The following is a 24,522-nucleotide window of genomic DNA, read 5'->3' as shown; positions in this document are numbered from 1 at the left end:
ATGACCTCGCGCAAGGATCGCCTGAAGAAGCTGGTCAAGGTGCAGGAGCAATTGAAGTCGCTTCACGAAACCCGTCATGCCGGCTTCCTCTCTGCGGCCACGGCGGCGGAATCGGAAGCGAAGGAACTGATCGAGCACTTTGATATCGACAGCTCGCTGGCCGGCCTGTTCCCGGAACTCTACCATCGCCGCATCGCCAACGCGCTCGGTCGCCAGAAACAGAACCTTGAAAGCGCCCAGCAGGAAGCGGCGCTGATTGCCGCCGCGACCGCGCGCACCAACATGGTCGAGCGCGCCTATAAGGACGTCCGCCGGCGCGACGAGCGCGAACGCTCCGACCGTGAGCGGTTGGACCTCATCGCCCAAAAGCGGGGACATGAGTAGCGGCGCGTCTGCCGCGACTTGTACCTTTAGGCTTCAGGTGCCAGTCGCGGTCGTGCCGACCGGCTTGGCGGCCCCGATCCGCTCCAGTGCCTGCCGTTCCCCTGCGCCTGCCGGGCGAAATAGCTGTAGGGGGTGCTGGACCAATCGCGGACCGAGTTGGTGAGGTTGTCGAGCACCAGGTCGCCCTCATTGGTGCGCACTGTCAGTACCGAGTGCCCATCGCCATGATAGCTTGCCACGGTCAACAGCAGCACCGGCCGCCATTCGATGGCGTCCGATAACGCCCACTCGCTCGATCTGGGCAGCATGAACAGCATCGGCATGGAGTCGGCCGCAGGCGGGAATCCTGCCTTCGATATCCCCGCGGCGGGTTATGGCCAGGGGATCTGGGACCATTGACGGCAACGTCGGCCGCCACGGTCGACATGCCACTCCCAGGCGGCGGGCTCGCCCGCCGCCTGGGATCGCACCGCAATCTGCATTCCGCCTCCCCGCAAGCCTGCCACAAGCTTGTTGCGTCATTGTGCAACTGACAAAACCTGGCAAAAAGGCAGTGCTTTCTTGGCGATTTCACCTCCCAGCGACATCGTGATGGACGTCGCCCGCGCAGCGGAGCCGGGCGATGTCGAGGCCGCGCGGGCAGCACTCGGGAGGCGCGCCGGCGGTACCGCGGGGCCTTTTTCGATTGACCAGACCGCCTCCGTCGACGCCGGCTCGGTACTTTCGCGCGCCACGGCGGACAAAGCCGAAGCGGCAAATCCGGCGAAAAAATTCCAGCGCTTCGAGGCGATGGTGCTGACGACCTTCATCCAGAACATGATGCCCAAGGACACCGAAGGCGTTTATGGCAAGGGGCTGGCCGGCGACATGTGGAAGTCACAGCTGGCTGAAAAGGTGGCCGATGTCATGGCCGCGCACGGCGGCATCGGCATCGCGAAATCAATGCTTGCCGACCACTATCTGGACGGCAAGCGCAAGGTGTCGGTCGGGCCTGTTGGGGGCGGACCGGAGAAAGCCGATATCGACCAGCAGACCCGGCTTTCGACCTCGATGATCGAGGAGCTTGAGCGCAAGGCTGCCCGGTCGATGACCGGCGACGACACAACCATAAAAACGGACATCAAGATCTAGGGACTTACATGGCCGACCAAACGGACCTTACCAATCTGCCCGCACGGACCATCGCCACGGAAATGCCGACCGCGCCTGCTCGGCCCGGCAACCTCGCCGCCATCATCGGCCGCATCGAGGAAGCGGTGGACGAGGAAACGGCTGGTATCCGCAGCGGAACCGGCTACGACCTCAAGGCCTCGAATGCCCGCAAAAGCCGCTATCTCTACGAACTGACCCGCGCGCTGAAGGGTGCCAACGAGATCGAGTTCCTCGAGCAGCATCGCGAGGGGTTGGCGCGGCTGCGCCAGAAGCTGGCGAAGAACGAAGCCGCTATCCTTGCTCATCTCAACGCCGTCAACGAGGTCGCCACGCTGCTGAAGAACGCCATCCAGCGTGCCGATGCCGACGGCACCTATTCGGCCGGCGAGTTCGGATACGCACGGGCTTGAATGGGATGACCACGGCGCAAGGAACGATCCGGTGATCAAGTTCATCGCCGCAGCGCTTTGGATCTGCGCCGTAACGCTCGGCGCGGTGTTCTATTCCTTCCAGGCGGCGGGCGAACGCGGCGTCGGCGAGCCGCCGAAGCCGATGCTGGGCGGTCTCGACTACGTCAAGACCGACATCATTTCGGTGCCGCTCATCCGCGAAGCCAAGATCGACGGCTACTTCCTGACCAAGCTCGTCTACACAGTGGAACCGGATCAGATAAAGAAGCTGTCGATCCCGGCGCCGGCGATCATCACCGACCAGGTCTATTCCTACCTCTATTCCAATCCGCAGATCGATTTCACCAAGAAGGAGACGATCGATCTCGATGCTTTCCGCAAGGCCATCCGCGAAACTGTCAACGCCCGCGTCGGCGTCGAACTGGTGCATGACGTGCTGATCGACCAGGTCAACTTCCTGTCCAAGGACGAAATCCGCGACAATGCGATCCGCCGCCGCAAGAATGCCGGCGAGACGGCCCAGGAAATGACCAAGGCCTTCAAGCAGCATTGATCGCGACGCGGTGTCTCCGCCGGGTCGGATGCCGCGCCCCCACCCATCCGCCAGCTGATGCGCCATGCCGCATGGTTACCACCATGCCGCATGGCTACCACGTTGACGTAAACGTCAACCCGAAGCTATATGCGCCGGTGGCTGTCGCGGCGCTCCAGCGCGACGCGGCGCCTCGCCCAGCGGCCAAGGCCGGTGCGGGTCAAACGCAACCAAACGAGGAGAACCGCCATGGGCGTTCAGGAGATTGCCGACAAGATCAAGTCGCGCGTGGCAAGCGCCGGCTTCGAGCACTCGGTCAAGTTCGACACCGGCAGCGACGGCGTCATCGTCATCGACGGCGCGACGGTCTCGACCGCCGATGCGCCGACCGATTGCACGATCAAGCTCTCGCTCGACGATCTCGACTCGCTGATCGCCGGCGACCTCAACCCGACCATGGCTTTCATGGCCGGCAAGCTGAAGGTCGAGGGCGACATGACGGTCGCCATGGCGCTAAGCCAGTTGCTCGGCTGATCGACATCAAAGACAGTCAACGAGCGATGCGGCGCCGCGTTTTGAGCGCGTGACGCCGCATCGGCGCTTCTTCGCCGGGTTCAGGCGATAAAATCCAGCGCCTTCACCTTGCGGCCGGCGGCCTTGATCGTGCCCTTGGCGCCGTCGAGCACACCCTCCGTCAGCTCCAGCGCCAGCAGCCGATGCCGTTCATAGGGGCCGGGCATGGCGAGCGAGCCCGTGCGGTCGGCCGAAAAGCCGAACCGCCCGTAATAGGGCGCATCGCCGACGAGCAGGATCGCGCCATGGCCAAGCCGCGCGGCCTCGGCAATTGCATGCCGCATCAGCGCCGAGCCGATGCCGCCGCTCTTCATTGCCGGCTCGACCGCCAGCGGCCCGAGCAGGAGCGCGGCCGGACCGCCCTCGCCCAGCGTCACGTCCCACAGCCGAACGGAGCCGACGACCGCGCCCGACGGATCGCGCGCAACGAAGGCCAGGCCTTCCGACGGCCGGCGGCCGCGCCGCAGCTTTTCGGACGACTTCTTCCTGCGCTTCGGCCCCATCGCCCGGTCGAGCAACGCTTCGCGCGCCTGCATGTCACCCATGCTTTCGGCGACGATCGCAAACGCGCGGGCCATCTCCCCCCTCGAGGGGGAGATGTCGCCGAAGGCGACAGAGGGGGTCGCCGCGCGTGAAGCGCCGGCCCCTTCCGCCACGAGTGACGACGCAGGCGATCTATGCGAGACCACCCCCTCTGGCCGCTGCGCGGCCATCTCCCCCTCAAGGGGGGAGATTACCCGGCGCGCGGCGCCCTCAACGATGAAGTCTGCAATGTCCATTTCCGCGATCCTTCACGAGCGGAGATCTGTTCCACAAGCGAGCCCGGGCGGGCGACAGGCGCCCACCTGGGATGATCTGAGCGGTCCTTGCGAACCGGTCAGATCACGTAGGATCGGAGAGGCTCGAAGCCGTTGAAGGCGACCGCCGAATAGGTGGTCGTGTAGGCGCCGGTGCCTTCGATCAGCACCTCGTCGCCGATGGTCAGCGACAAGGGCAGCGGATAAGGCGTCTTCTCGTACAGCACGTCGGCCGAATCGCAGGTCGGGCCGGCGAGCACGCAAGGCGCGGTCTCCGAGCCGTCATGACGAGTGACGATCGGATAGCGGATCGCCTCGTCCATGGTCTCGGCGAGGCCGCCGAACTTGCCGATGTCGAGGAACACCCAGCGCACATTGTCGTTGTCGGCCTTCTTCGAAATCAGCACGACTTCCGACTTGATGACGCCGGCATTGCCGACCATGCCGCGGCCCGGCTCGATGATCGTCTCGGGCAGCGCGTTGCCGAAATGCCTGCGCAGCGCCGAGAAGATCGCCTGGCCATAGGCCTGCGCCGCCGGCACGTCCTTCAGGTAACGGGTCGGGAAGCCGCCGCCCATGTTGACCATCTTCAAGACGATGCCTTCCTCGGCGAGCGTCGCGAACACCTTCTTGGCATCGCCCAGCGCGCGGTCCCAGGCCGTGAGGTCCGTCTGCTGCGAGCCGACATGGAAAGACACGCCATAGGCATCGAGCCCGAGACCCTTGGCATGGCGCAGCACGTCGACGGCCATCGCCGGCACGCAGCCGAACTTGCGCGACAGCGGCCATTCGGCGCCCTCGCCGTCGGTGAGCACGCGGCAGAACACGCGCGAGCCGGGGGCAGCGCGGGCGATCTTCTCGACCTCCTCGACGCAGTCCACCGCATAGAGGCGGATGCCGAGCTGGTAGGCGCGCTGGATGTCGCGCTCCTTCTTGATGGTGTTGCCGAAGGAGATGCGGTCGGCCGGCGCGCCGGCGTCCATCGCCATCTCAACCTCGGCAACGGATGCGGTGTCGAAGGACGAGCCCATCGCAGCAAGCAGGCGCAGGATCTCCGGCGCCGGATTTGCTTTCACCGCATAGTAGATCTTGGAATCGGGCAACGCCTTCTCGAAGGCGCGGAAATTATCGCGCACGACATCGAGGTCGACGACGAGGCAAGGGCCGTTCGGACGTCGCGTGGCGAGAAAGTCAAGGATGCGCTGGGTGGCCATCGAGGTCTCTCCATCTGCGCCTTGCGGCGCGCACAAAGGCTGCGGGACGCGGGCGTTCAGCCCCGCGAACTCGCGGTGGACAAAGGCGGGACGAAAAATCCATGGAACCAGCCGGTGGAGACCCCGGAACCATGAATCGCCGTCTCGCGGCGGTGAACCTGGCCTTGCCCGGCCTCGGTTCGCTTTGTCTGCCTTGGCTTGGATGGGAGGACCCCGTCCGCACTGCCGGCAATGAAGGTGTGCCTCTTCAGTAACCCCGGTCTTTGGACGACCGGCAGACACCAGAAAGGCCCGCACCGTCGTTGCTTCAAGGTGTCCTCGGTCTGGCGGTTGGCCACGAGACCGACTGGAGGGGTTGGCTCCAGTTACCTTACCGGTTGCCCTCACCATTCGAGGATCGGCGGACACCCACAGGCACGTGCGACTTTGGGCAAGCGCGATATAAGAGCGAAGGGTTTCACAATCAATAAAAATCGTAAGCGCCGGTTGTAAAAAATTCGGCATCGAACAATGTTTGTGGACCGTATCCGGAAATCGAACGATGCCAGGCACCCACGGCCCGCTCAACGCCTTCCTCGATCTGCGCCGAATGCCCGTGGCCAATGCGCAATTAGGCCCGCTTGCCGGCCTGCGCCTGGCCGTCAAGGACATTTACGACGTCGCCGGCTACCGCACCGGCTGCGGCAACCCGCGCAAGTTCGAGCAAGCCCACGCCGTCTCTCAGACGGCCAAGGCCGTGCAGATGATCCTCGACGCCGGCGCGCGATTCGTCGGCAAGACGCAGACCGACGAGCTTGCCTTCTCGCTGTTCGGCCAGAATTCGCATTTCGCGTTTCCGGTGAATGCGGCCGCCCCGGACCGCGTGACCGGCGGCTCTTCCTCCGGTTCGGCGGCGGCAGTCGCCGGCGGGCTTGCCGACATCGCCGTCGGTTCCGACACCGGCGGCTCGATCCGCGCGCCGGCGAGCTTCTGCGGTCTGATCGGGCTGCGCACCACGCATGGCCGCATCTCGCTCGACGGCGCCATGAAGCTCGCGCCGAGCTTCGACACCTTCGGCTGGTTCGCCGACAACATCGAGACCTATGAGACGGTCGGCAAGCTGCTTCTCGGCCGCGATCCGCATCTGCACCCGCTCAACCGCCCGCTGTCGATCCGCTGGCTGGACGCTTTCGTAGCAGGCCCGGCCGAGGCCGCTGAGCTGGACCGGATGAAGAAGCTTGCCGCCACCGTGATCGGCGCGCCGACCGAAGCCGAATACGCCTCTGCCTCTTTCCCGGACGATCTCTATTGGTGCTTCCGCCGACTGCAGGCCTTTGAGGCCTGGCAGGTGCATGGCGGCTGGATCTCGGCAGGCAACCATGGCCTCGGCCCGGGTGTCGACGAGCGTTTCGGCTTCGGCCGCACGATCGATGCCGGCACGGTTGCCGCCGAGCGGGAACGCCGGCAGGCCTTCCGTTCCGAGCTGGGCGCGCTGCTCGGCAACAACGGCTTTCTCGTTCTGCCGACCGTTCCTGGCGCGGCGCCGCTGAAGACCAGCACGCCGGAACAGTTCCAGGCCTATCGCGAAAGGGCGCTGCATCTTTTGTGCCTGGCCGGCCTATCGGGCTTCCCGCAGATCACCTTGCCACTCGGCTCCGTCGACGGCGCCCCATTCGGCCTTTCGCTGCTGGGCCCTTCCGGCAGCGACGTCGCCCTGATACGGCTCGGCCGCAGGATTCTCGACGCGGCACGAAAGGTCTGACCATGGATACATTGACCCGCATGCGCGCCTTCATCGACGTGGTCGAGGCCGAAGGCTTTTCGGCCGCCGCGCGCAAGATCGGCCGCTCGAAGGCGCTGCTGTCGAAATATGTGCGCGAGCTGGAGGACGAGCTCGGCGCGCTGTTGTTGAACCGCACGACGCGGCAGTTCTCGCTGACCGAAGCCGGCCACACTTATTATCAGCGCGCCTCTGAAATCGTGCGCGAGGTCGACAGCCTAGCCGATGCCGTACGCGAATCTTCCGGCGACGTGCGCGGCCGGATCAAGCTCTCGGCGGCGCGCACCTTCGCCGACGCGCCGATCGGCCAGTCGCTGATCGACTTTGCCAAGCAGCATCCCGACATCGTGCTCGACATCCATCTCGACGACCGCTTCGTCGACCTGGTCGAGGAAGGCTTCGATGTCGCCGTGCGCATTTCGCGGCTGGAGAACTCGTCGCTGATCGCCAGGCGCCTTGGGCCGTTTTCAGTGCGGCTTTGCGCGTCGCCGGAGCTGCTTGCAAAGCATGGCCTGCCGACGCGCCCGCAGGACCTTTCCAACATGCCCTGCATCGTCGACACCAATGGCCGCTCTTTAGCCAACTGGCGCTTCAAGGGCGACGGCGAGGATTCGGTCAGCGTCACCGTGTCGGGTCCGATCGAGGTGAACAGTCCGATGGCGGCCAGAGCCGCCGCCGTCTCGGGCCTGGGTTTCACCATCCTGCCCGATTTCATCGCCGCGCCCGACCTCGCGAGCGGCCAACTGGTAAGCGTGCTAGACGATCGAATTCTCTCGGGCAGCGGCATCTTCGCCGTCTACCCGCACCGTCGCTATTTGCCCGCCAAGGTCCGCGTCTTCGTCGATTTCCTGGTGCACTGGTTCAGGACGCGCGACGCTGCGTGATCTATGTCGCCCGGAAGTGTCCGGCGGTTCCGGGACAACGACATCAGAACAGACCTGTAGCGAGCGTCCCAATTTCGCCCCCTTTCTGATAACTCTCGGGGTCCACTCCCGAAGTCGATGGAATCGCGGCCCAGAATGCACTTGAAACGGCAAGCAACCATGCTGGCTTCGGCCCTTGCGGCGACATTTGCGGGGATCGAGCCGGCCGAGGTGCATCCGCATGTTTTTGCCGAAGCCCGCCTCGACGTGATTCTCTCCCCGGATCACCAAAGTGTGAAAGCGCTGCGCCATCTGTGGCGTTTCGACGACCTTTTTTCGAGTACGGTGATGATGGAGTTCGACAAGAACTCCGATCTGAAGCTTGACGACAACGAACTCAAGGAAGTGGCCGACACCGTCCATTCCTCGCTGGCCGAGTTCAACTACTTCCAGCTGGTCACGCAGGACGGCAAGGACGTGCTCATGGTCCCGCCGCCGCATCTGATGGCCAATTTCGACAACGACCAGTTGATCATCCTGTTCGAATCCGAACCGAAGGCTCCGATCAAGCTCGCCGGCAAGATCGACATCGGCGTCTACGATCCGACCTTCTACACCGCGATCGACTTCACCGACGACGCCAACCTCACCGTCGAGGGCCTGCCCTCGAACTGCACAAAGCAGGTGATCCGTCCCGATCCGGACGAAGCGATCAAGGAAAACCAGAAGACCCTGACGGAAGCGTTCTTCAACGATCCGACGGGCACCGACATGAGCAAGATCTTCGCCACCAAGCTCGAACTGAACTGTCCGCCAGAAGGATAACCAGTGATGAAACCGTCGCTGCGCTTGGCGCTCGGCCTTGCGGCCGCCACCCTGGTGATCACGCATCTCCCCGGCGTCGCCCATGCCCAGAGCTCGCTCGGCATCGGCACCAATGACGGCATGGCCCCAACTGCCTCCGGTCCGTTCGCTCACATCCTGATGTGGATCAACGCCCGACAGCAGGAATTCTACCATTCCCTGGCAGCCGCGATGAAGGCGATGCGTCAGGACGGCAGCAAGCTCTGGCTGCTGGTCGGCCTCTCCTTCGCCTACGGCATCTTCCACGCCGCTGGCCCCGGCCACGGCAAGGCGGTGATCTCCTCCTACATGGTCGCCAACGAGGTTGCGCTGAAGCGCGGCATCATGCTGTCCTTCGTCTCGGCGCTGCTGCAGGGCCTCACCGCCGTCGTCGTCATGATGCTCGCCTATTTCGTGCTGCGCGGCACCGCGGTGTCGATGACCGAGGCGGCATGGTTCCTCGAAATCTCGAGCTTTGTGCTGGTGACCCTGTTTGGCGGCTGGCTGCTTTGGCGCAAGGCGGGCCCGGCCGTGCTGCGCCTATTCGGCGCCGGTCCGGCCTACAGTCTTTCGGCCGCGCATGCCGGCCATTCGCATGGCGGGCACTCGCATGCGGGACACTCACACGCTCACGCGCATTCCCACGCATTGCGCGCGCATCACGACCATGATCATGCGGCGCATGCGTACAGCCACGAGTCACACGATCACAGCGCGCACCATCACGACCACGCGGCGCACGACCATGATCACGCTGGGCATCATCACCATGCCCCAGGCGAAGTCTGCGAGACCTGCGGCCATTCGCACGCGCCGGATCCGGCGCTGCTTTCAGGCGACCGCTTCGACTGGAAGACCGCCTGGTCGGCGGTTGCCGCCGTCGGCATCCGTCCCTGCTCCGGCGCGCTGATCGTCTTGAGCTTCGCGCTGCTTAACGGGCTTTGGCTCGGCGGCCTGCTGTCAGTGCTGGCGATGTCGATCGGCACCGCGATCACCGTCTCGGCGCTCGCGACGATCGCGGTGACGGCCAAGAACTGGGCCGTCTATTTCGCCGGCGATGGACGCATCGGCAACCGCATCCACTCGATCGTCGAGATCGGCGGCGCGGCCTTCATCTTCCTGGTCGGGCTTCTGCTTTTGTCGGCCAGCCTGACGGGCGGCGTCTGAAGCCGACCGAACTTTCAGGAAATCTTGCCGCCCAGTTCGTCCTCGACATGGGCGCGGATGATCTCGTCGAAATTCTTCTCGGCGACAAAACCCAGTTCCCTCGCGCGTCTTGCCTCGAAGCGCGTCGGCCAGCCCTTGACGATCGCCCAGATCGTCTCGTCGGGCTGCTCGCGGATCCGTTTCACGACCTCGGTGCCAGCTATACGCTCCAGCGCCTCGATCTGCTCGCCGACGGTGACGGCAACGCCCGGCATGGTGAGGTTGCGGCGCGGCCCGACCGCGTCGCCGTCGATCCCGGCGGCGTGGATCAGGAAATTCACCGCCGAACGCGGGCTGGCATGTGTGTGCAGCACGGAGCGCGGCACGGGCAGTATCGCCTCCTGGCCGCTGAGCGGCTCGCGGATGATGCCGGAGAAGAAGCTCGACGCCGCCTTGTTCGGCTTGCCCGGGCGCACGCAGATGGTCGGCAGCCGGATGCCGACGCCGTCGAAGAAGCCGCGTCGCGAGTAGTCGGCGAGCAGCGCCTCGCTGATAAGCTTTTGCGTGCCATAGGAGGTAAGCGGCGTCGGGTGGAACTCGTCCGGGATAACCTCGGGAAATGGCGCCCCGAACACGGCGATCGACGAGGTGAAGACGAGGCGCGGCGCAAAGCCCGCCAGCCGCACGGCGTCGAACAGCGCGCGCGTGCCGTCGAGATTGACGCGGTAGCCGAGATCGAAATTGGCTTCCGCCTCGCCGGAAACGATGCCGGCAAGGTGGAAGATCACGTTCGGACGGGAAGCGACGAGCGTAGCCGCTGCGCCGGGCGCGGAAAGGTCGCCGGTGTGGATCGAGACATCGACGCCTGCAAGCACCGGCGCCTGCGGCGGCACGATGTCGTGCAAGTCGAGCGCAGTTATCATCTTCCGCCCGCGCAGGGCGCCATCCTTGGCCAGCCGCGCGATCAGCTTGCGGCCCACCATGCCGGCGGCGCCCGTAATCAGAATTCTCATCTCTACAGACCCTTCTTGCGCTGGCTGCGCCCGCGCAGCCATAGGACGACGAACAGTCCCACCATGAAAATTGCGGCGATGATAGCTGCCAGGACCGTCGAGATCTTGCCGACGGCCAGCATGACGGTGGGCAGGAAATAGGCGGCGAGGCCAAACAGGAGCAGTATCCAGGCGGCGGCGATCGCCGCGTTACGCGTCTCGCGATCCATCACTCACCCTTCGGTCCGAGGCAGTTCAAAAGTCATCGCCCAGCTCAGTGATAGAGACGGCGATCGCGGGGCGCGTCATGCGCATGATCGTGATCATGGTGATGGTCGTGCTCATCACGGCTGTCGGCGCACAGGCCGAACTCAGGCTCGACCGTTGCGTGGTCGATGCCGTGCTCTGCGGCAAGCCGCTTCTTGATGGCGCTCACCACCATATGCGGATCGACGCCGTCATTCAGGCAGACATGCAGCGTCGCCATGTTGCTGGTGCCGTCGAGCGACCAGACATGCATGTGATGCACCTCGCGCACGCCTTTGACCGTGGCTTCCAGATCCTTAGCGATCAGGTCGCGGTCGAGGCTTGCCGGCACGCCTTCGAGCAGCACATGCGCGGCCTCGCGCATCAGCGACCACGCCGTCGAGAGGATGAGCAGCGACACCAGCACGGAGAGGATTGGATCGATCGGCGTCCACCCAGTCGCCAGGATGATGACGGCAGCGACGATGGCCGCGGCGGAGCCCAGCAGATCGCCCAGCACATGCAGGATGGCGCCGCGCATGTTGAGGCTCTCGCGGTCGCCGCCATGCAGCACGAAGAAGGAGGTGATGTTGACCAGCAGGCCTGCCACCGCCACCGCAAGCATTGGCCCGCCCAGCACCGGCGTCGGGTGCATCAGCCGTCCCCAGGCCTCGTAGACGATCCAGAGTGCAATGACGAAAATGGCGATGCCGTTGGTGTAGGCGACCAGCGTTTTCACGCGCGCGAAACCATAGGTGAGACGGCCGGTGGCCGGACGTCCTGCGAGATGGAAGGCATACCAGGCGAGGCCAAGCGCGATCGAATCGGCGAGCATGTGGCCGGCATCCGCGAGCAGCGCCAGCGAGCCGGTGAGCAGGCCGCCGAGCGCCTCTGCGACCATGAAGCCGCCGGTCAGGCAGGCCGCGATCAGCACCCGTTTCTTGTCGGTCGAGCCATGCACGTGGCCGGCGCCTTGGCTATGCCCATGCGCAGCGTGATCGCGCGCCATCCTGGAAACTCCTATTCACTGACCATGATCTTGTTTCCGCTTTTCGGGATCATGGTCTAGGCGCCCAACTCGGCGCGGAAATCCTCGAGCCGCCGCTTCTGGCGGCCTTCGCCATCGAAATTCGTCGGATCGAGCCAGGCCTCATAGGCTTTGCGCAACGCCGGCCACTCCTTGTCGATAATCGAATACCACGCCGTATCGCGGTTTTCGCCTTTTACCACAAGATGCTGGCGGAAAATGCCTTCGAACTTGAAGCCGAAACGTTCCGCCGCCCGCTTCGACGGCTCGTTTCGGTTGTTGCACTTCCATTCGTAGCGGCGATAGCCGAGCTCGTCGAAGGCATATTTCGTGAACAGGAACTGCGCCTCGGTCGCCTGCGGCTTGCGCGAGATCAGCGGCCCCCAATAGATGTTGCCGATCTCGATGACGCCGTTGGCGGCATCGATGCGCATCAGCGTCTGGCGACCGGCGACCTTGCCACTCGCCTTGTCGATGACGGCGAAGAACAGCGGATCCTCGCTCGCCTCGACCTTGTCCAGCCATGGCTGGAAAGCGGCGCGGGTTTCTGGCGGATAGTCGGGCAGCCAGGCGAAGCGGCCGCCGGCATCCGAAACCGACGACGCCTCGTAGAGCCCATCGCCATGTTTTGCCGCGCTCAACGGTTCGAGCCTGACGGTGCGGCCTTCGAGCACTTTGCGTTCCGGACGCGGGCGTGGCCGCCACTCTTTGAGATTTTCCGACACCCCAATATTTTCTGACACGGGGAACTCCAATCCGTTTGACATTTGCCGACGGACGCTCACAAAAACGCTCGCCAACAGAAAGAACCACAGGGACGGGAAAAATGCTCCACACGATCGCGGCCTTCGACCGTCTCGGCGAGGAAAATGCGTTTGCGGTGCTCGCGCGGGCAACCGCGCTTGCCCATCAGGGCCGCGACATCATCAATCTCGGCATCGGCCAGCCCGACTTCAAGACGCCCCAGCACATCGTCGAGGCGGCGATCAAGGCGCTGCGCGACGGCCATCATGGCTATACGCCCGCCAACGGGCTGCTTGCCACCCGCGAGGCGGTGGTGCGCCGCACGCTGACCACCACCGGCGTCGAGGTATCGCCCGAAAACGTGATGATCCTGCCAGGCGGCAAGCCGACCATGTTCGCCGCGATCCTGATGTTCGGCGAACCGGGCGCGGAAATCCTTTATCCGGACCCCGGCTTTCCCATCTATCGCTCGATGATCGAGTTCACGGGAGCGGCCCCAATTCCGGTGCCGATCCGCGAGGAGAACGGCTTTGCCTTCTCGGCGGAAGAGACGCTGGCGCTGATCACGCCGAAGACCAGGCTCCTGATCCTCAACTCGCCGGCCAACCCGACCGGCGGCGTCACCCCGCGCGCCGAGATCGAGAAGCTGGTCAAGGGACTGGAGAAGCACCCTGGGATCGCGATCCTCTCCGACGAGATCTACGATGTCATGACGTATGACGGCGAGACGCATTGCTCGCTGCTCAATTTCCCGGAAATCCGCGACAGGCTGATCGTGCTCAACGGCTGGTCGAAGACCTGGGCGATGACCGGCTGGCGCATGGGCTGGTCGATCTGGCCGAACGGCGAAAAGGGCGCTCACCTCTACGACAAGGTGCGCAAGCTGGCTGTCAATTGCTGGTCCTGCGTCAACGCGCCGAGCCAATACGCCGGCATCGCGGCGATAGACGGCCCGCAGGACGACGTCGAAAAGATGATGCGTGCCTTCGACAACCGCCGGAAGATCGTGGTCGAGGGGCTGAATGCGCTCCCCGGCATTTCGTGCATCACGCCGAAGGGCGCCTTCTATGCCTTCCCCAACGTGTCGAAGACCGGCTGGAAGGCGAAGAAGCTTGCCTCGGCGCTGCTCGAGGATGCGGGCGTCGCGTTGATCGGCGGTCCCGATTTCGGCGTGCTCGGCGAAGGCTATGTCAGGCTTTCCTACGCCAATTCCGAGGAGAACATCCTGCGCGCGCTGGAGCGGATCGAGGCATTCTTGAAGAAGTAGAGCTTCAGCCCCTTACCCGCGGCCGACGAACGGCATCTTCGTCGCCATCACGGTCATGAACAGCACGTTGGCGTCGAGCGGCAGGCTGGCCATGTGGAGCACCGCGTCGGCGACGCGCTGGACATCCATCACCGCTTCGGCGGCGATCGAGCCGTTGGCCTGCGGCACGCCGACCGTCATCGGCTGCGCCATCTCGGTCAGCGCGTTGCCGATGTCGATCTGGCCGCAGGCGATGTCGAAGGGCCGGCCGTCGAGCGCCAGCGTCTTGGTCAGGCCGGTGATGGCATGCTTGGTCGCCGTATAGGGCACCGAGCCCGGGCGCGGCGCATAGGCCGACACCGAGCCGTTGTTGATGATGCGGCCGCCCGTCGGCTTTTGCCGGCGCATCGCTCCGAAGGCAGCGCGGGCGCACAGGAACGAGCCGGTGAGGTTGACGCCGACGACATCGTTCCAGACCTCGACCGGGATCTCGTCGATCAGCGTCGACTTGTAGCCCATGCCGGCATTGTTGAAGAGCAGGTCGACGCGCCCGAACGCCTCCACCACCGTCTCGAACATATCGTCGACCTCGCCGGCCTTGCTGATATCGCAGGCAACCGCGAGCGCCTTGGCGCTCGTCTTTCCAGCGTCGGCGATCGCCTCTTCCAGCACCTTCTTGCGCCGGCCGCAGAAGACGGTGTTCCAACCGGCCTTGAGGAGCGCGGTGGCGACGCTCTTGCCGATGCCGGTGCCGGCGCCGGTAACGATGGCGGTTTTCTCTGTCATGGCGGTCATCGTCGTCCCTCCCCGGTCACTGCTGGAAGAAGACGTGGCATCGCAAATGATCGGGGTCGTGGCAAGCGGCTCTTGCCGACAAAAAGAGCGAACCGACAAAAGGGCTGGCCGACAAAAAGGGCGGTCATTGGCGACCGCCCTCATCTGAACCGCGCTTGGGAGGAGGATAAGCCGGTCCGACTGCTTAGAATGATGCGCTTGCTGGGTTAACGAAAGATTAACGATCAGCAGGATGCCACAGGCGCGTTTACCAACCCGGATTTACCAGCGCGGATTGGGCGCGGTTCAAGCCGGGGCCTTTGCCGCCGAAACCGTCGCCTCGACATGATCGACCAAGGCGTCCGGCAGGCCGAGGCGGCCGGCAAGCAGGTCGAGATAGCCGCGCTCGGTGCGGGTGTCGGGATCGATGGTGAGGCGCGAGGCTGTGTAGAGTTCGAGCTTCTGCGCATCGGTCTTGGCGCCCGCGACCAGCGTGTCGAGATCGAGCGGACGTTCGAGCTCGGCCATCAGGAACTTTTCCGCTTCCGCACCGATGCCGGCAAGCTTGAGCTTGTCGGCTATCTTCTGTCGCTCCTCGTCATCGACATGGCCGTCCGCCTTGGCGGCCGAGATCATCGCCCGCACGAGCGTCAGCGAGAATTCGGCCTCGCCTTGCGGCGCCTGCGAGGGATGGAAGGCAGTGTCGGCCGGCGGCGGCAGCAGTTCCGGCTCGCTTGCGGCCGGCGCCTGCGTCGGCTCGGCGCCGTTCTTGTAGTTCTGGTAGGCCTTGTAGGCGAGGCCGCCGATCGCTGCCAGGCCGCCGAGCTTGATGGCGGCGCCCGTCACCTGCCGTCCGGTGCCGGTGCCGAGCAGCACCGCGGCCAGCGCGCCGGCGGCGAGCGGATTGTCCTTCGCCATCTGCACCGCCTGCCCCGCCTTGTCGCGAACGGTCGATCCCGTGCCGGGAATTTGCGAACCGAGAAGGTCGTCGAGCAGCTTCTTGGGGTCGAGCATCAATGCCTCCAGAATTGGCCCGGCCGAATGCGCCCGGGCGGGTTTCGGACCGGCAAGACGTAGGCCCCGTGCGTTGACATTACAATGACGGACGGATGTTTTAGCCCGCTGCCGGCATTGGGGCGGAAGCCCAGGTGTCGAACGCAACCGGCACTTCGACTAAGATCGCGGACAGTTTTCGAAGGGGCAATTTCAATGTCGGACGCAGCAAGCCGCGAACCGGCGCGCGATCCCCAGGATCTCGAGCGCATGCTGATCGAGCGGCAATGGGCCGGCGATATCGAGGGCATGCTGGCGCTTTTCGAGCCGGACGCCGTCGTCGACAGCGGTGCAGGCGAATTGACCCGCGGCCGGGAAGCAATCTGCGGGCTCTTCGAGAAAAGTTTCGCCACAGGTCTCAAATTCCAGCGTGGCGAGCGACGCCCTGCCCTCGTCAACGGCAATCTGGCGCTCACATCGACGAAGCTGCCCGATGGCGGCATAACGACCGAGGTCGCCCGCCGTCAGAACGACGGGACGTGGCTCTGGGTGATCGACCGCTATTCGGTGACCTGAGCTTCCAACAACACGCCTCAGCTTCCGATGTGGCGCCTGGTGCCCCGCGCCTGCGCCAGTTCCACCTGGCGGTGACGCTCGGCATAGCGGGCGCGGTCCTCGTCCGAACGCGCCTCGGAGCAACGCGGGCACGAAACGCCAGCCGTGTATTTCGGCGAGAGCCGGTCTTCAACGGTCAGCGGATGCCGGCAGGCGCGGCAGAGCTCGGCTTCACCTTCGGCCAGCCCATGCGACACCGATACCCGCTCGTCGAAGACGAAGCATTCGCCCTGCCACAGGCTCTCTTCGGCCGGCACCTCTTCGAGATATTTCAGGATGCCGCCTTTGAGATGGAAGACGTGCTTGAAGCCCAGCGACTTCACATAAGCCGTCGCCTTCTCGCAGCGGATGCCGCCGGTGCAGAACATCGCCACCTTGCGGCCTTCGAGCTCGTCGCGGTGCTGCTCGACCCAGGCCGGAAATTTGCGAAAGCTGGCGGTTCGCGGATCGACCGCGCCTTTGAAGGTGCCGATCGACACTTCATAGGCGTTACGCGTGTCGATCACCAACGTGTCGGCATCCGAGATCAGCGCATTCCAATCGGCCGGCGCGACATAGGTGCCGGCGCTGGTCGCCGGATCGAGATCGTCGACGCCCATGGTGACGATCTCGCGTTTCAACCGCACCTTCATGCGGTGGAACGGCATGTCGGCGGCGCTGCTGTATTTCACCTCCATCCCGGCCAGCCCTTCGATTGCCTGGAGGTGGTCGATCAAGGCGGCGAGCGCTTCCTCGCTGCCGGCCACCGTGCCGTTGATGCCCTCATGCGCCAGAAGCAGCGTGCCCTTGATGCCGCGTCCGCAACAGAAGGCGGCGATCGGCGCGCGCAAAGCCTCGTACCCGTCGAGCCGCGTGAATTTGTAAAGCGCGGCGACGCGGACTGGCTGAATTTCTCTGCTTGTTGTCATGGCTATGCCACTAGACCGTGGTGAAAGCGGTTTCAAGGCGGAGGAAATTCGGGCCGGTGCTGCGATCCCTGCGTGACATCGCGACACGCCTGCCTTCGTGGACTTGGGATACCCCTTCTGCTAATCGGTTGAAATCGATCGGAACGGAGAGACAAGCCAATGACCAGCAAGACCGAAAAGCTCCTGTCACTCCTCAACGGCCAGCCAGTCATCCCGGTGCTCAAGATCGCCAATGTCGCTGACGCCGTGCCGCTCGCCCGCGCGCTTTCGCGCGGCGGCCTGCCGGCGATCGAGATCACGCTGCGCACCGCCGACGCGCTGGAAGCGATCCGCCGCGTCGCGGCCGAGGTCGAGGACGCAATCGTTGGCGCCGGCACCATTCTCGATGTGAAGCAATTCGACGAGGCAGCAGCCGCCGGCTCGAAATTCATCGTCAGCCCCGGTATTACGAGCCAGCTCCTGGACGCGGCGAAGGACAGCCCGGTGCCGCTGCTGCCCGGCGCCATCACGCCCGGCGAAATAATGGCCGCCCGCGAAGCGGGCCTGCGTTTCCTGAAGTTCTTCCCGGCCGAGCAGTCGGGCGGCATCGCTTCATTGAAGGCCTTTGCCTCGCCGCTCGCCGACGTGAAGTTTTGCCCGACCGGCGGCATAACGGCCAAGAACGCCGCCGACTATCTCAACCTGCCCAATGTGATCTGCGTCGGCGGCTCCTGGGTCGCTCCCGACGATCTCATCAAGGCCGGCAAATGGGATGAGATCGAAGCGCTGGCGCGTGAGGCGAGTAAGCTCGTCAAATAGTTCGCCCAAGGCACCGGACCGTTCTGATCGAAATAGCCACCGGTCGGCCCGCCAAAATCGAGCATGGCGAGGCGCACGACGATCTCGGCCGCCGGCGGTGAGCTCTATTTCCATTGAGATCCGTCGCTGTAACCGGGAGCGGCGCGCGGCGCACGCTCCCTGGCGAAGGTCACCGTGATGGCATTGAGCGCCGTCTTTGAGCTGCCATAGGCCATGACAAGCCGGAAACTGCGGCGGCCGACTGGTTCCCGCTCATGGATTCGAACCACGATTCACGCCTTCAAAGGGCGCTGTCCTACCATTAGACGAAGCGGGAGATCGGGAGGTCAAGGCAAGCACGCATGAGAGGCAAAAACCGCGCTGTTGTCCAGCGCGGCTTTTGCGGTACAGGCTCGCTATTTCGTCTGGAAGCGGGCGACCGAAAGGAACTTCACGGCGTTACCGGTAAACCGGCTGGCGTCCGGCACCTGGGGATCCGTCTGGAATCCGGCCGTGTAGACCTCGCTCGGCGGCGTGTGCACGATGTTATACGCATAGCGCGGCGCCGTCGTCGGATCGGAAACGGCGGCGATGTTCTCGCCGCTGCCGAGCGCCCAGCGCGCTGCCTGCGGCGGCGCCGCCACCACCATCGCCTTCGGCTCAGGCCGCATGTCGCTGGCGGAAGCCCTGGCCTCCTTGCGAGTCGTCTTCACGCCGGCGCCGATCGCCTGCGCCGGATCGGTGCCGGCCGGACGGGCGGCGATGGCTTCACGCGGCGAGGCGGCATCGAGCCCCGACGGATCGTTGAACGCCGAGCGCGGCTCCGGCGCCGTCAGCGAAGCGACCTCATATTCGGCCCCGCTCGCGCCGGCCACGGTGGTTGCGCTGGCCTGCTCGAGCACAGCCTTGATCTCATCCGGCTTGCCCGCGTCGGGCCGCGCGGTCGGCAACACCGAGAAGGCGTCGGTCGCACTCTTATCCTGCGAGGCGGTTTCCGCCAGCGCCAGCAGCACGTTCTTGTCCTTGGAGACGAGCTCGGCCGGCGTCGAACGATCGGGACGCCAAGTCGGTAGCGGGATGTTGTTGACAGCCACCTGCGCGGGATCGGCCGCGGCCTGCGCCGCGCCGGTGGCATCGGCCATGCCGAAGGGCACATTGGCCGGAGCATGCGCCGTCGCCACCGCCTGCTCGGCCGTGGCCGAGGCGTCCGCCACGGCGAACGGCACGTTTTCAGGCGTCTGCTGGCCGACATCGGCCTTCGGCCTCGGCGCGAAGGCGGGCAGCGGAACCTCCTTCGGAGGCAGCGCGGCGATGATGGTCTCAGGCGTGTCCCGCGGCGGCTGCGAATCGTCGGTGCTGTCATCCGCGATCTGCGGGACGTTGGCGCGCTTGGCGTCCTGCGGCGAGACGATCGCGATGCCCGGCAGATTGCCGCTCTTGGCCGCCGCCACCTGCTTCACAGCTTTCGGCTGGGGCGCGGGCTGGGCGCTTGCGACATCGGCGCTGTCGTCGGCCTCGTCGTCGCCGCCGCCGAACCAGGCCGCAAGCAGCCCGCCGGACCGCTTGGTCGACCCGCCGGCGCTTGCCAGCTCGATATTGGGGGTGCCCGCGCCTTTGCGCGCCTTGTAAGCGGCCACAGCCTGCTCATAGCCCGGCAGCGGCCGGCCGTCGCTCGGCACGTGCAGCGTCTTGCCGTTCGGGAACAGGCTGACCAATTCCTGACGGCTGATGCCCGGCCAGTGGCGGACATTGCCTACATCCATGTGGACGAACGGAGAACCGGAATTCGGATAGTAGCCGACGCCGCCGCCCTGCATCTTGAGGCCGATGTTGCGCAGCTTCTTCAGCGGCACGCCGGGAATATAGAAGTCCATCGCCTTGCCGAGCATGTGCTGGCTTTTCTCGGCGACACCGCGGCTGCGGCTGCGCAGCATCGCATTGGTGGACGGCGAGCGATAGCCGCAGACGACCTGGATATAGTCGGTCGCTCCGCTTTGCCGATAGGCTTCCCACACCAGGTCGAGCAGCCGCGGATCCATCTTGGTCGGCTCGTTGCGGCGCCAGTCGCGCAGGATGATGTTGATCTTGCGCAGGCCTTCAGGGTCGTAGCGGCCGTTGCGCTTGTAGACGATCTCGGCCTTTTCGTGCGTGTGCAGGTGATAGAGCTTCAACGAACGGATTTCGGCCTTCGCGCCGGAGACGGCTGCCGAGAGGAACCCGACGGCCAAAATCACAAACGTCAGCCACCTCGGCCAGACGCTCATGTGAAAATGCCGCCCGTCTGTGTGTCGTTCGACTTGGTTCAAATCAAAAGGCCTTGCAGGCTGCCGTTTGTCCCCGGATTTGCCCAAACGGATGCGTGGTTCTCACATCCGAATATCGATCCTAATGGTTAATCATCGCTTATTGAAGCCGAAATGCGGTAACACCGTGGCGATATCCAGTCAAAAATGATGCACCGTGTTTCGTGGTAAATCACTGGTTTAGATCAAGAATTCGGTTTGGACCGAAACACGATCTGTTACCGTTTGCCTTAATGCGTGATCGCCGGCAGGCAAGCCACTGAAAACAGCGCCTTCCCGACCGACAAGCGACGATTTGACTCAAGATTTAAACGGGCAAGCTGGGTTGGGGCTTGCGTCTCAGGAGGCAAGCCGGTCGAGACGACCCGCTTCGGGGTCAATGCCATATTCCTTCAACTTGCGGTAGAGCGTCGAGCGCCCGATGCCAAGGCGGCGCGCCACCTCGCTCATCTGGCCGTTATAGTGGTCGATCGCAAGCTTGATCATTTCGAGCTCGACATCGGCCAGCGCCCGCACATTGCCGCGCTCGTCCAAGGCCCTGAGCGTGCCGAAGCGAGGCTGGAGCCGCGCCGGCGCCTCGGCCTCGTGCAAGGCTGCCGCGGCTCCGCCGGGGGCGGCTTGTTCGCCCGCCTGCGGCTCGTCCGCGACCAGTGCGGCGGCCGACGCGGGCTCAGCTTCCAGCTTCACCGTGCCTTCGACCTGCGCGCGGATTTGCGGGAATTCCTCTTCGGTGAGCAATTCGCCCTCGGCGAGCACGGACGCCCGGAACACCGCATTTTCCAGCTGGCGGATGTTGCCCGGCCAGTCATAGGCCTGCAGCATCGCCAGGGCCTTGGCCGATATGCCGCTGAGGCGGTGGCGCGGATCGGCCGGCGCGACCTTCTCCATGAAGTGCCTGACCAGATAGGGGATATCCTCGCGCCGGTCGCGCAGCGGCGGCACGAAGATCGGATAGACGTTCAGCCGGTAGAACAGGTCCTCGCGGAATTTGCCGTCCTTGACCTGCTGCAAAAGGTTGCGGTGCGTCGCCGAGATCAGCCGGATGTCGACCTTGACGGTCGAACGGCCGCCGACCGGATCGACCTCGCCCTCCTGCACGGCGCGCAGCAGCTTGACCTGGACGTCGAGCGGCAGGTCGCCTATCTCGTCCAGGAACAGCGTGCCCGAATGCGCCTCGACGAATTTGCCGGTGTGCTTGTCGGTGGCGCCGGTAAACGAGCCCTTCTCGTGGCCGAACAGGATCGATTCGACGAGATTGTCGGGGATGGCGCCGCAATTGACGGTGACGAAGGGTTTCGAGCGGCGGTCGCCGCTGCCCTGGATGGCGCGCGCCACCAGCTCCTTGCCGACGCCCGATTCGCCTTCGATCAGGATCGGGATGTTGGAGGCCGCCGCCTTCTGCCCGAGGCGGATCACCCGGTCCATCGCCGGGCTGTGGGTGATCAAGTCCTTGAAGGTGAGATGACCGCCGCGCCGCCGCGACGTGCGCTTCACCTCGTCCTCGACCGCCTCGACCTTCAAGGCATTGGAAATTGATGTCTGCAGCCGGTCGGGCGAGGCCGGTTTGACGACGAAATCGAAAGCGCCGTGGCGCATGGCCGAGACGACGGTCTCGATGCCGCCCTGCGCGGTCTGCACGATGACCGGCACGTTGATGGCGCGCTCGCGCATCGTCTTCAGCACGCCGATGCCGTCGAGACCGGGCATGACGAGGTCGAGGATGACGACCGAAACATCACGCGCGTTAGGCCCGTCGAGCACATCGAGGCCCGCCTCGCCGCCGTCGGTGACGATGGCGCTGTGGCCAAATTTCGTCACCGCCGCCTCGAGCAGCCTGCGCTGCACGGGATCGTCATCGACTATGAGTATGGAACCTGTCATGACTGTTTGAATTATCCGCCCGATAAATCCCCATGGATCATCTTGGCACAGGGTTCTAAATAAGGTTTCAAAAAACCCGGTGAACGAATTCCTTAGGATTTGACCGGCTTCTCCTCTCCCGTTGATTTTAAAGAAGGTATTGTGTTGATGCGCATGATGTTTGGTCGGCGGCTTGCGGCGCCAGCGTCTGGCCAGGGCGCGGCGGAGCTCGGCGACCTGCCGGAGTGGAATCTCGCCGATCTCTACTCCGGCATGGAAGCGCCGGAGCTGAAGCGCGATATCGCCCGGGCCGCAAGCGACGCCATTGCCTTCGAAGCCCGCTGGAAGGGCACTTTGGCCGCCGAGGCCGAGCGCGGCACCGCCGGCCGGCTCGGCGAGGCGCTGAAGGCTTACGAGGCGCTGGAGGAACTGATCGGCCGCATCGTCTCCTATGCCGGGCTGGTCTATGCCGGCAACACCGCCGATCCGCAGCGCGCCAAGCTCTATGGCGACGTCCAGGAGAAGATGACCGATGCCAGCGCGCATCTTTTGTTCTTCGCGCTGGAGCTCAACCTGATCGACGACGCGGTGATCGAAAGCGCGCTTGCGGCCGACGCGGCCTTCGCCCATTACCGGCCCTGGGTGCTCGACCTCAGGAAGGACAAGCCCTACCAGCTCGAGGATCGGGTCGAGCAGCTGTTCCATGAAAAATCGGTCACCGGACGTGGCGCCTGGAACCGCCTGTTCGACGAGACGATGACCGACTTGCGCTTCGATGTCGACGGCGAGGAGCTGACGCTGGAGCCGGCGCTGAACCGGCTGCAGGACGCCGATGGCGAAGTGCGACGCCGCGCTTCCGAGGCGCTTGCCGCGACCTTCCGCAAGAACCTGCGCACCTTCACGCTCATCACCAACACGCTCGCCAAGGACAAGGAAATTTCCGACCGCTGGCGCGGCTTCGAGGACATCGCCGATTCACGCCATCTCGCCAACCGCGTCGAGCGCGGCGTGGTCGATGCTTTGGCGGCCGCAGTGCGCGAGGCCTATCCGCGGCTGTCGCACCGCTATTATCAGATGAAAGCGCGCTGGCTCGGCATGGAAGTGATGAACCATTGGGACCGCAACGCGCCCCTGCCCGAGACCCCGCAAGCGGTGATCCGCTGGGACGACGCCAGGGACACGGTACTGTCGGCCTACCAGCGCTTTTCGCCGGAGATGGCGGAAATCGCGCGGACCTTCTTCAACCGCAAATGGATCGATGCGCCTGTACGGCCCGGCAAGTCGCCGGGCGCCTTCGCCCATCCGACGGTGCCTTCGGCTCACCCTTACGTGCTGCTCAACTATATGGGCAAGCCGCGCGACGTGATGACGCTGGCGCATGAGCTCGGTCACGGCGTCCACCAGGTGCTGGCCGCCGGCCAGGGCGCGCTGATGGCCTCGACCCCTCTGACGCTGGCCGAGACGGCCTCGGTCTTCGGCGAGATGCTGACCTTCCGCTCGCTGCTCGACCAGACCTCCGACAAGCGCGAGCGCAAGGCGATGCTCGCCCAGAAGGTCGAGGACATGATCAACACCGTCGTGCGCCAGATCGCGTTCTACGAGTTCGAGCGCAAGGTGCATGCCGAGCGCCGCAACGGCGAGTTGACCTCGGACAGGCTCGGCCAGTTCTGGCTGGAAGTGCAGGCAGAGAGCCTGGGGCCGGCGATCAAGCTGCGCGACGGCTACGAGGTCTTCTGGACCTACATCCCGCATTTCATCCACTCGCCCTTCTACGTCTACGCCTATGCCTTCGGCGATTGCCTGGTGAACTCGCTCTATGCCGTCTACCAGAATGCCGAGCGCGGCTTTCAGGAGAAGTATTTCGAGATGCTGCGCGCCGGCGGCACCAAGCATCACTCCGAGCTTCTGGCGCCCTTCGGCCTGGACGCCACCGATCCTGCCTTCTGGCAGATCGGCCTTGGCGTGATCGGCGCCCTGATCGACGAGCTGGAAGCGCTCGACAAATGACGGGCGTTTCGCCCGGCGGCATAGACCAGAATAATTTAGCCGAAACGCATATTATGGCGGCTCTATTCTCAGCCTAAATACCTGTTCTTCAATAACTCTAGACCGCATTTTTCAATTAGCTTTCCGCAAGCCGTATGCTAGCGTCCGGCCCCAAGCTCAGCCGGACGCAACGCCAAGGCCAGAGACGGTCCTAGCGTTGCTTCGGCGAATGTGATGATGGCCGTCGGCCACAGCCGGAGGAGAGCCAAGCGCCGACGGCTCGATTGAAGCGGCTGTTCCGCCGAGCGTGGAACGATTGACGATCCCTGCGGCAAGCCCGCCACTCCGGGCCGCGGCCGCCCGATCGGACTGGAGAGG

Annotated in this window: 24 protein-coding genes, 1 tRNA gene and 1 pseudogene; 13 read left to right on the top strand and 13 right to left on the bottom strand. The window is 64.5% G+C overall.

What is annotated here, in order from left to right; translation table 11 throughout:
• The gene (locus AU465_RS21300; protein ID WP_192252480.1) at positions 1–384 is read left to right on the top strand and encodes a hypothetical protein; all 384 of its coding nucleotides are present in this window, start codon (positions 1–3) and stop codon (positions 382–384) included.
• 33 nt (positions 385–417) lie between these two features.
• Here AU465_RS21300 and AU465_RS21295 read toward each other — a convergent pair.
• Positions 418–635 (bottom strand): annotated as a pseudogene (locus AU465_RS21295) (transglutaminase-like cysteine peptidase); the annotation flags it as partial.
• Between the two features lie 310 nt (positions 636–945).
• Between AU465_RS21295 and AU465_RS21290 the strand changes: the two are divergent.
• From AU465_RS21290 to AU465_RS21275, 4 genes are all read left to right on the top strand, one after another.
• Positions 946–1,515 (top strand): rod-binding protein, encoded by a 570-nt coding sequence (locus AU465_RS21290; RefSeq protein WP_246506301.1) that lies wholly within the window; start codon positions 946–948, stop codon positions 1,513–1,515.
• A gap of 8 nt (positions 1,516–1,523) precedes the next feature.
• Complete coding sequence (locus AU465_RS21285; RefSeq protein ID WP_192252477.1) at positions 1,524–1,946, top strand: hypothetical protein; 423 nt, start codon at positions 1,524–1,526, stop codon at positions 1,944–1,946.
• Between the two features lie 31 nt (positions 1,947–1,977).
• Positions 1,978–2,499 (top strand): hypothetical protein, encoded by a 522-nt coding sequence (locus tag AU465_RS21280; protein ID WP_192252475.1) that lies wholly within the window; start codon positions 1,978–1,980, stop codon positions 2,497–2,499.
• Between the two features lie 228 nt (positions 2,500–2,727).
• Positions 2,728–3,012 carry an SCP2 sterol-binding domain-containing protein gene (locus AU465_RS21275; RefSeq protein WP_126098072.1) on the top strand — a complete coding sequence of 95 codons (285 nt, stop codon included), beginning with the start codon at positions 2,728–2,730 and terminating at the stop codon, positions 3,010–3,012.
• Positions 3,013–3,092: 80 nt separating this feature from the next.
• Here the strand turns inward: AU465_RS21275 and AU465_RS21270 are convergent, their stop codons facing one another.
• Complete coding sequence (locus tag AU465_RS21270) at positions 3,093–3,629, bottom strand: GNAT family N-acetyltransferase (protein ID WP_192252472.1); 537 nt, start codon at positions 3,627–3,629, stop codon at positions 3,093–3,095.
• Between the two features lie 299 nt (positions 3,630–3,928).
• A complete protein-coding gene (odc2, locus tag AU465_RS21265; protein ID WP_192252469.1) occupies positions 3,929–5,062 on the bottom strand; it encodes an ornithine/lysine decarboxylase in 1,134 nt (377 codons plus the stop codon).
• 541 nt (positions 5,063–5,603) lie between these two features.
• Between odc2 and AU465_RS21260 the strand changes: the two genes are divergently transcribed.
• From AU465_RS21260 to AU465_RS21245, 4 genes are all read left to right on the top strand, one after another.
• The gene (locus tag AU465_RS21260) at positions 5,604–6,803 is read left to right on the top strand and encodes an amidase (RefSeq protein ID WP_192252466.1); all 1,200 of its coding nucleotides are present in this window, start codon (positions 5,604–5,606) and stop codon (positions 6,801–6,803) included.
• A gap of 2 nt (positions 6,804–6,805) precedes the next feature.
• Positions 6,806–7,705 carry a LysR family transcriptional regulator gene (locus tag AU465_RS21255; RefSeq protein ID WP_192252463.1) on the top strand — a complete coding sequence of 300 codons (900 nt, stop codon included), beginning with the start codon at positions 6,806–6,808 and terminating at the stop codon, positions 7,703–7,705.
• Positions 7,706–7,840: 135 nt separating this feature from the next.
• Complete coding sequence (locus AU465_RS21250; RefSeq protein ID WP_192252460.1) at positions 7,841–8,509, top strand: DUF1007 family protein; 669 nt, start codon at positions 7,841–7,843, stop codon at positions 8,507–8,509.
• Between the two features lie 6 nt (positions 8,510–8,515).
• The gene (locus tag AU465_RS21245) at positions 8,516–9,694 is read left to right on the top strand and encodes a nickel/cobalt transporter (RefSeq protein ID WP_192252457.1); all 1,179 of its coding nucleotides are present in this window, start codon (positions 8,516–8,518) and stop codon (positions 9,692–9,694) included.
• Between the two features lie 14 nt (positions 9,695–9,708).
• Here AU465_RS21245 and denD read toward each other — a convergent pair whose 3' ends face one another.
• From denD to AU465_RS21225, 4 genes are read right to left on the bottom strand one after another with little or no spacing between them, the layout of a single operon-like run.
• Positions 9,709–10,686: a D-erythronate dehydrogenase gene (gene denD / locus AU465_RS21240; protein ID WP_192252454.1), complete on the bottom strand. Its 978-nt coding sequence runs from the start codon at positions 10,684–10,686 to the stop codon at positions 9,709–9,711.
• Between the two features lie 2 nt (positions 10,687–10,688).
• Entirely contained in the window at positions 10,689–10,895 is a 207-nt protein-coding gene (locus AU465_RS21235; protein ID WP_192252451.1) for a hypothetical protein, read from the bottom strand.
• Positions 10,896–10,939: 44 nt separating this feature from the next.
• The gene (locus tag AU465_RS21230; RefSeq protein ID WP_192252448.1) at positions 10,940–11,920 is read right to left on the bottom strand and encodes a cation diffusion facilitator family transporter; all 981 of its coding nucleotides are present in this window, start codon (positions 11,918–11,920) and stop codon (positions 10,940–10,942) included.
• Positions 11,921–11,976: 56 nt separating this feature from the next.
• Entirely contained in the window at positions 11,977–12,663 is a 687-nt protein-coding gene (locus AU465_RS21225) for a GNAT family N-acetyltransferase (protein WP_192252559.1), read from the bottom strand.
• 101 nt (positions 12,664–12,764) lie between these two features.
• Here AU465_RS21225 and AU465_RS21220 point away from each other — a divergent pair, with 101 nt between their 5' ends.
• A complete protein-coding gene (locus tag AU465_RS21220; protein WP_192252445.1) occupies positions 12,765–13,949 on the top strand; it encodes a pyridoxal phosphate-dependent aminotransferase in 1,185 nt (394 codons plus the stop codon).
• A 12-nt stretch (positions 13,950–13,961) separates the two neighbouring features.
• Here the strand turns inward: AU465_RS21220 and AU465_RS21215 are convergent, their stop codons facing one another.
• Both AU465_RS21215 and AU465_RS21210 read right to left on the bottom strand, forming a co-directional pair.
• The gene (locus tag AU465_RS21215) at positions 13,962–14,714 is read right to left on the bottom strand and encodes an SDR family oxidoreductase (RefSeq protein ID WP_192252557.1); all 753 of its coding nucleotides are present in this window, start codon (positions 14,712–14,714) and stop codon (positions 13,962–13,964) included.
• Positions 14,715–15,008: 294 nt separating this feature from the next.
• On the bottom strand, positions 15,009–15,716 hold the full coding sequence (locus AU465_RS21210; RefSeq protein ID WP_192252440.1) for a tellurite resistance TerB family protein: 708 nt from the start codon (positions 15,714–15,716) through the stop codon (positions 15,009–15,011).
• Between the two features lie 195 nt (positions 15,717–15,911).
• Between AU465_RS21210 and AU465_RS21205 the strand changes: the two genes are divergently transcribed.
• Positions 15,912–16,271, top strand: a complete 360-nt coding sequence (locus tag AU465_RS21205; protein WP_192252437.1) for a YybH family protein — start codon at positions 15,912–15,914, stop codon at positions 16,269–16,271.
• 17 nt (positions 16,272–16,288) lie between these two features.
• Here the strand turns inward: AU465_RS21205 and trhO are convergent, their stop codons facing one another.
• On the bottom strand, positions 16,289–17,218 hold the full coding sequence (trhO, locus tag AU465_RS21200; protein ID WP_192252434.1) for an oxygen-dependent tRNA uridine(34) hydroxylase TrhO: 930 nt from the start codon (positions 17,216–17,218) through the stop codon (positions 16,289–16,291).
• A gap of 159 nt (positions 17,219–17,377) precedes the next feature.
• Between trhO and AU465_RS21195 the strand changes: the two genes are divergently transcribed.
• The gene (locus AU465_RS21195) at positions 17,378–18,016 is read left to right on the top strand and encodes a 2-dehydro-3-deoxy-phosphogluconate aldolase (protein WP_192252432.1); all 639 of its coding nucleotides are present in this window, start codon (positions 17,378–17,380) and stop codon (positions 18,014–18,016) included.
• 242 nt (positions 18,017–18,258) lie between these two features.
• Here AU465_RS21195 and AU465_RS21190 read toward each other — a convergent pair.
• The 3 genes from AU465_RS21190 to AU465_RS21180 all read right to left on the bottom strand — a co-directional run bounded on the left by AU465_RS21190 (position 18,259) and on the right by AU465_RS21180 (position 22,179).
• Positions 18,259–18,332: transfer RNA gene (locus AU465_RS21190), tRNA-Gln, on the bottom strand.
• A 79-nt stretch (positions 18,333–18,411) separates the two neighbouring features.
• Positions 18,412–20,259: a peptidoglycan L,D-endopeptidase MepK gene (locus tag AU465_RS21185; RefSeq protein WP_192252429.1), complete on the bottom strand. Its 1,848-nt coding sequence runs from the start codon at positions 20,257–20,259 to the stop codon at positions 18,412–18,414.
• Between the two features lie 378 nt (positions 20,260–20,637).
• Positions 20,638–22,179 (bottom strand): sigma-54-dependent transcriptional regulator, encoded by a 1,542-nt coding sequence (locus AU465_RS21180; protein ID WP_192252426.1) that lies wholly within the window; start codon positions 22,177–22,179, stop codon positions 20,638–20,640.
• A 147-nt stretch (positions 22,180–22,326) separates the two neighbouring features.
• Between AU465_RS21180 and AU465_RS21175 the strand changes: the two genes are divergently transcribed.
• Complete coding sequence (locus tag AU465_RS21175) at positions 22,327–24,165, top strand: M3 family oligoendopeptidase (RefSeq protein WP_192252423.1); 1,839 nt, start codon at positions 22,327–22,329, stop codon at positions 24,163–24,165.
• The last annotated feature ends 357 nt before the right edge of the window (positions 24,166–24,522 follow it).

Source organism: Mesorhizobium silamurunense, assembly GCF_014843905.1.
Lineage (GTDB): Bacteria > Pseudomonadota > Alphaproteobacteria > Rhizobiales > Rhizobiaceae > Mesorhizobium > Mesorhizobium silamurunense.
The sequence above is the reverse complement of the archived record's forward strand: the minus strand, read 5'-3'. Positions and strand labels throughout refer to the sequence as shown.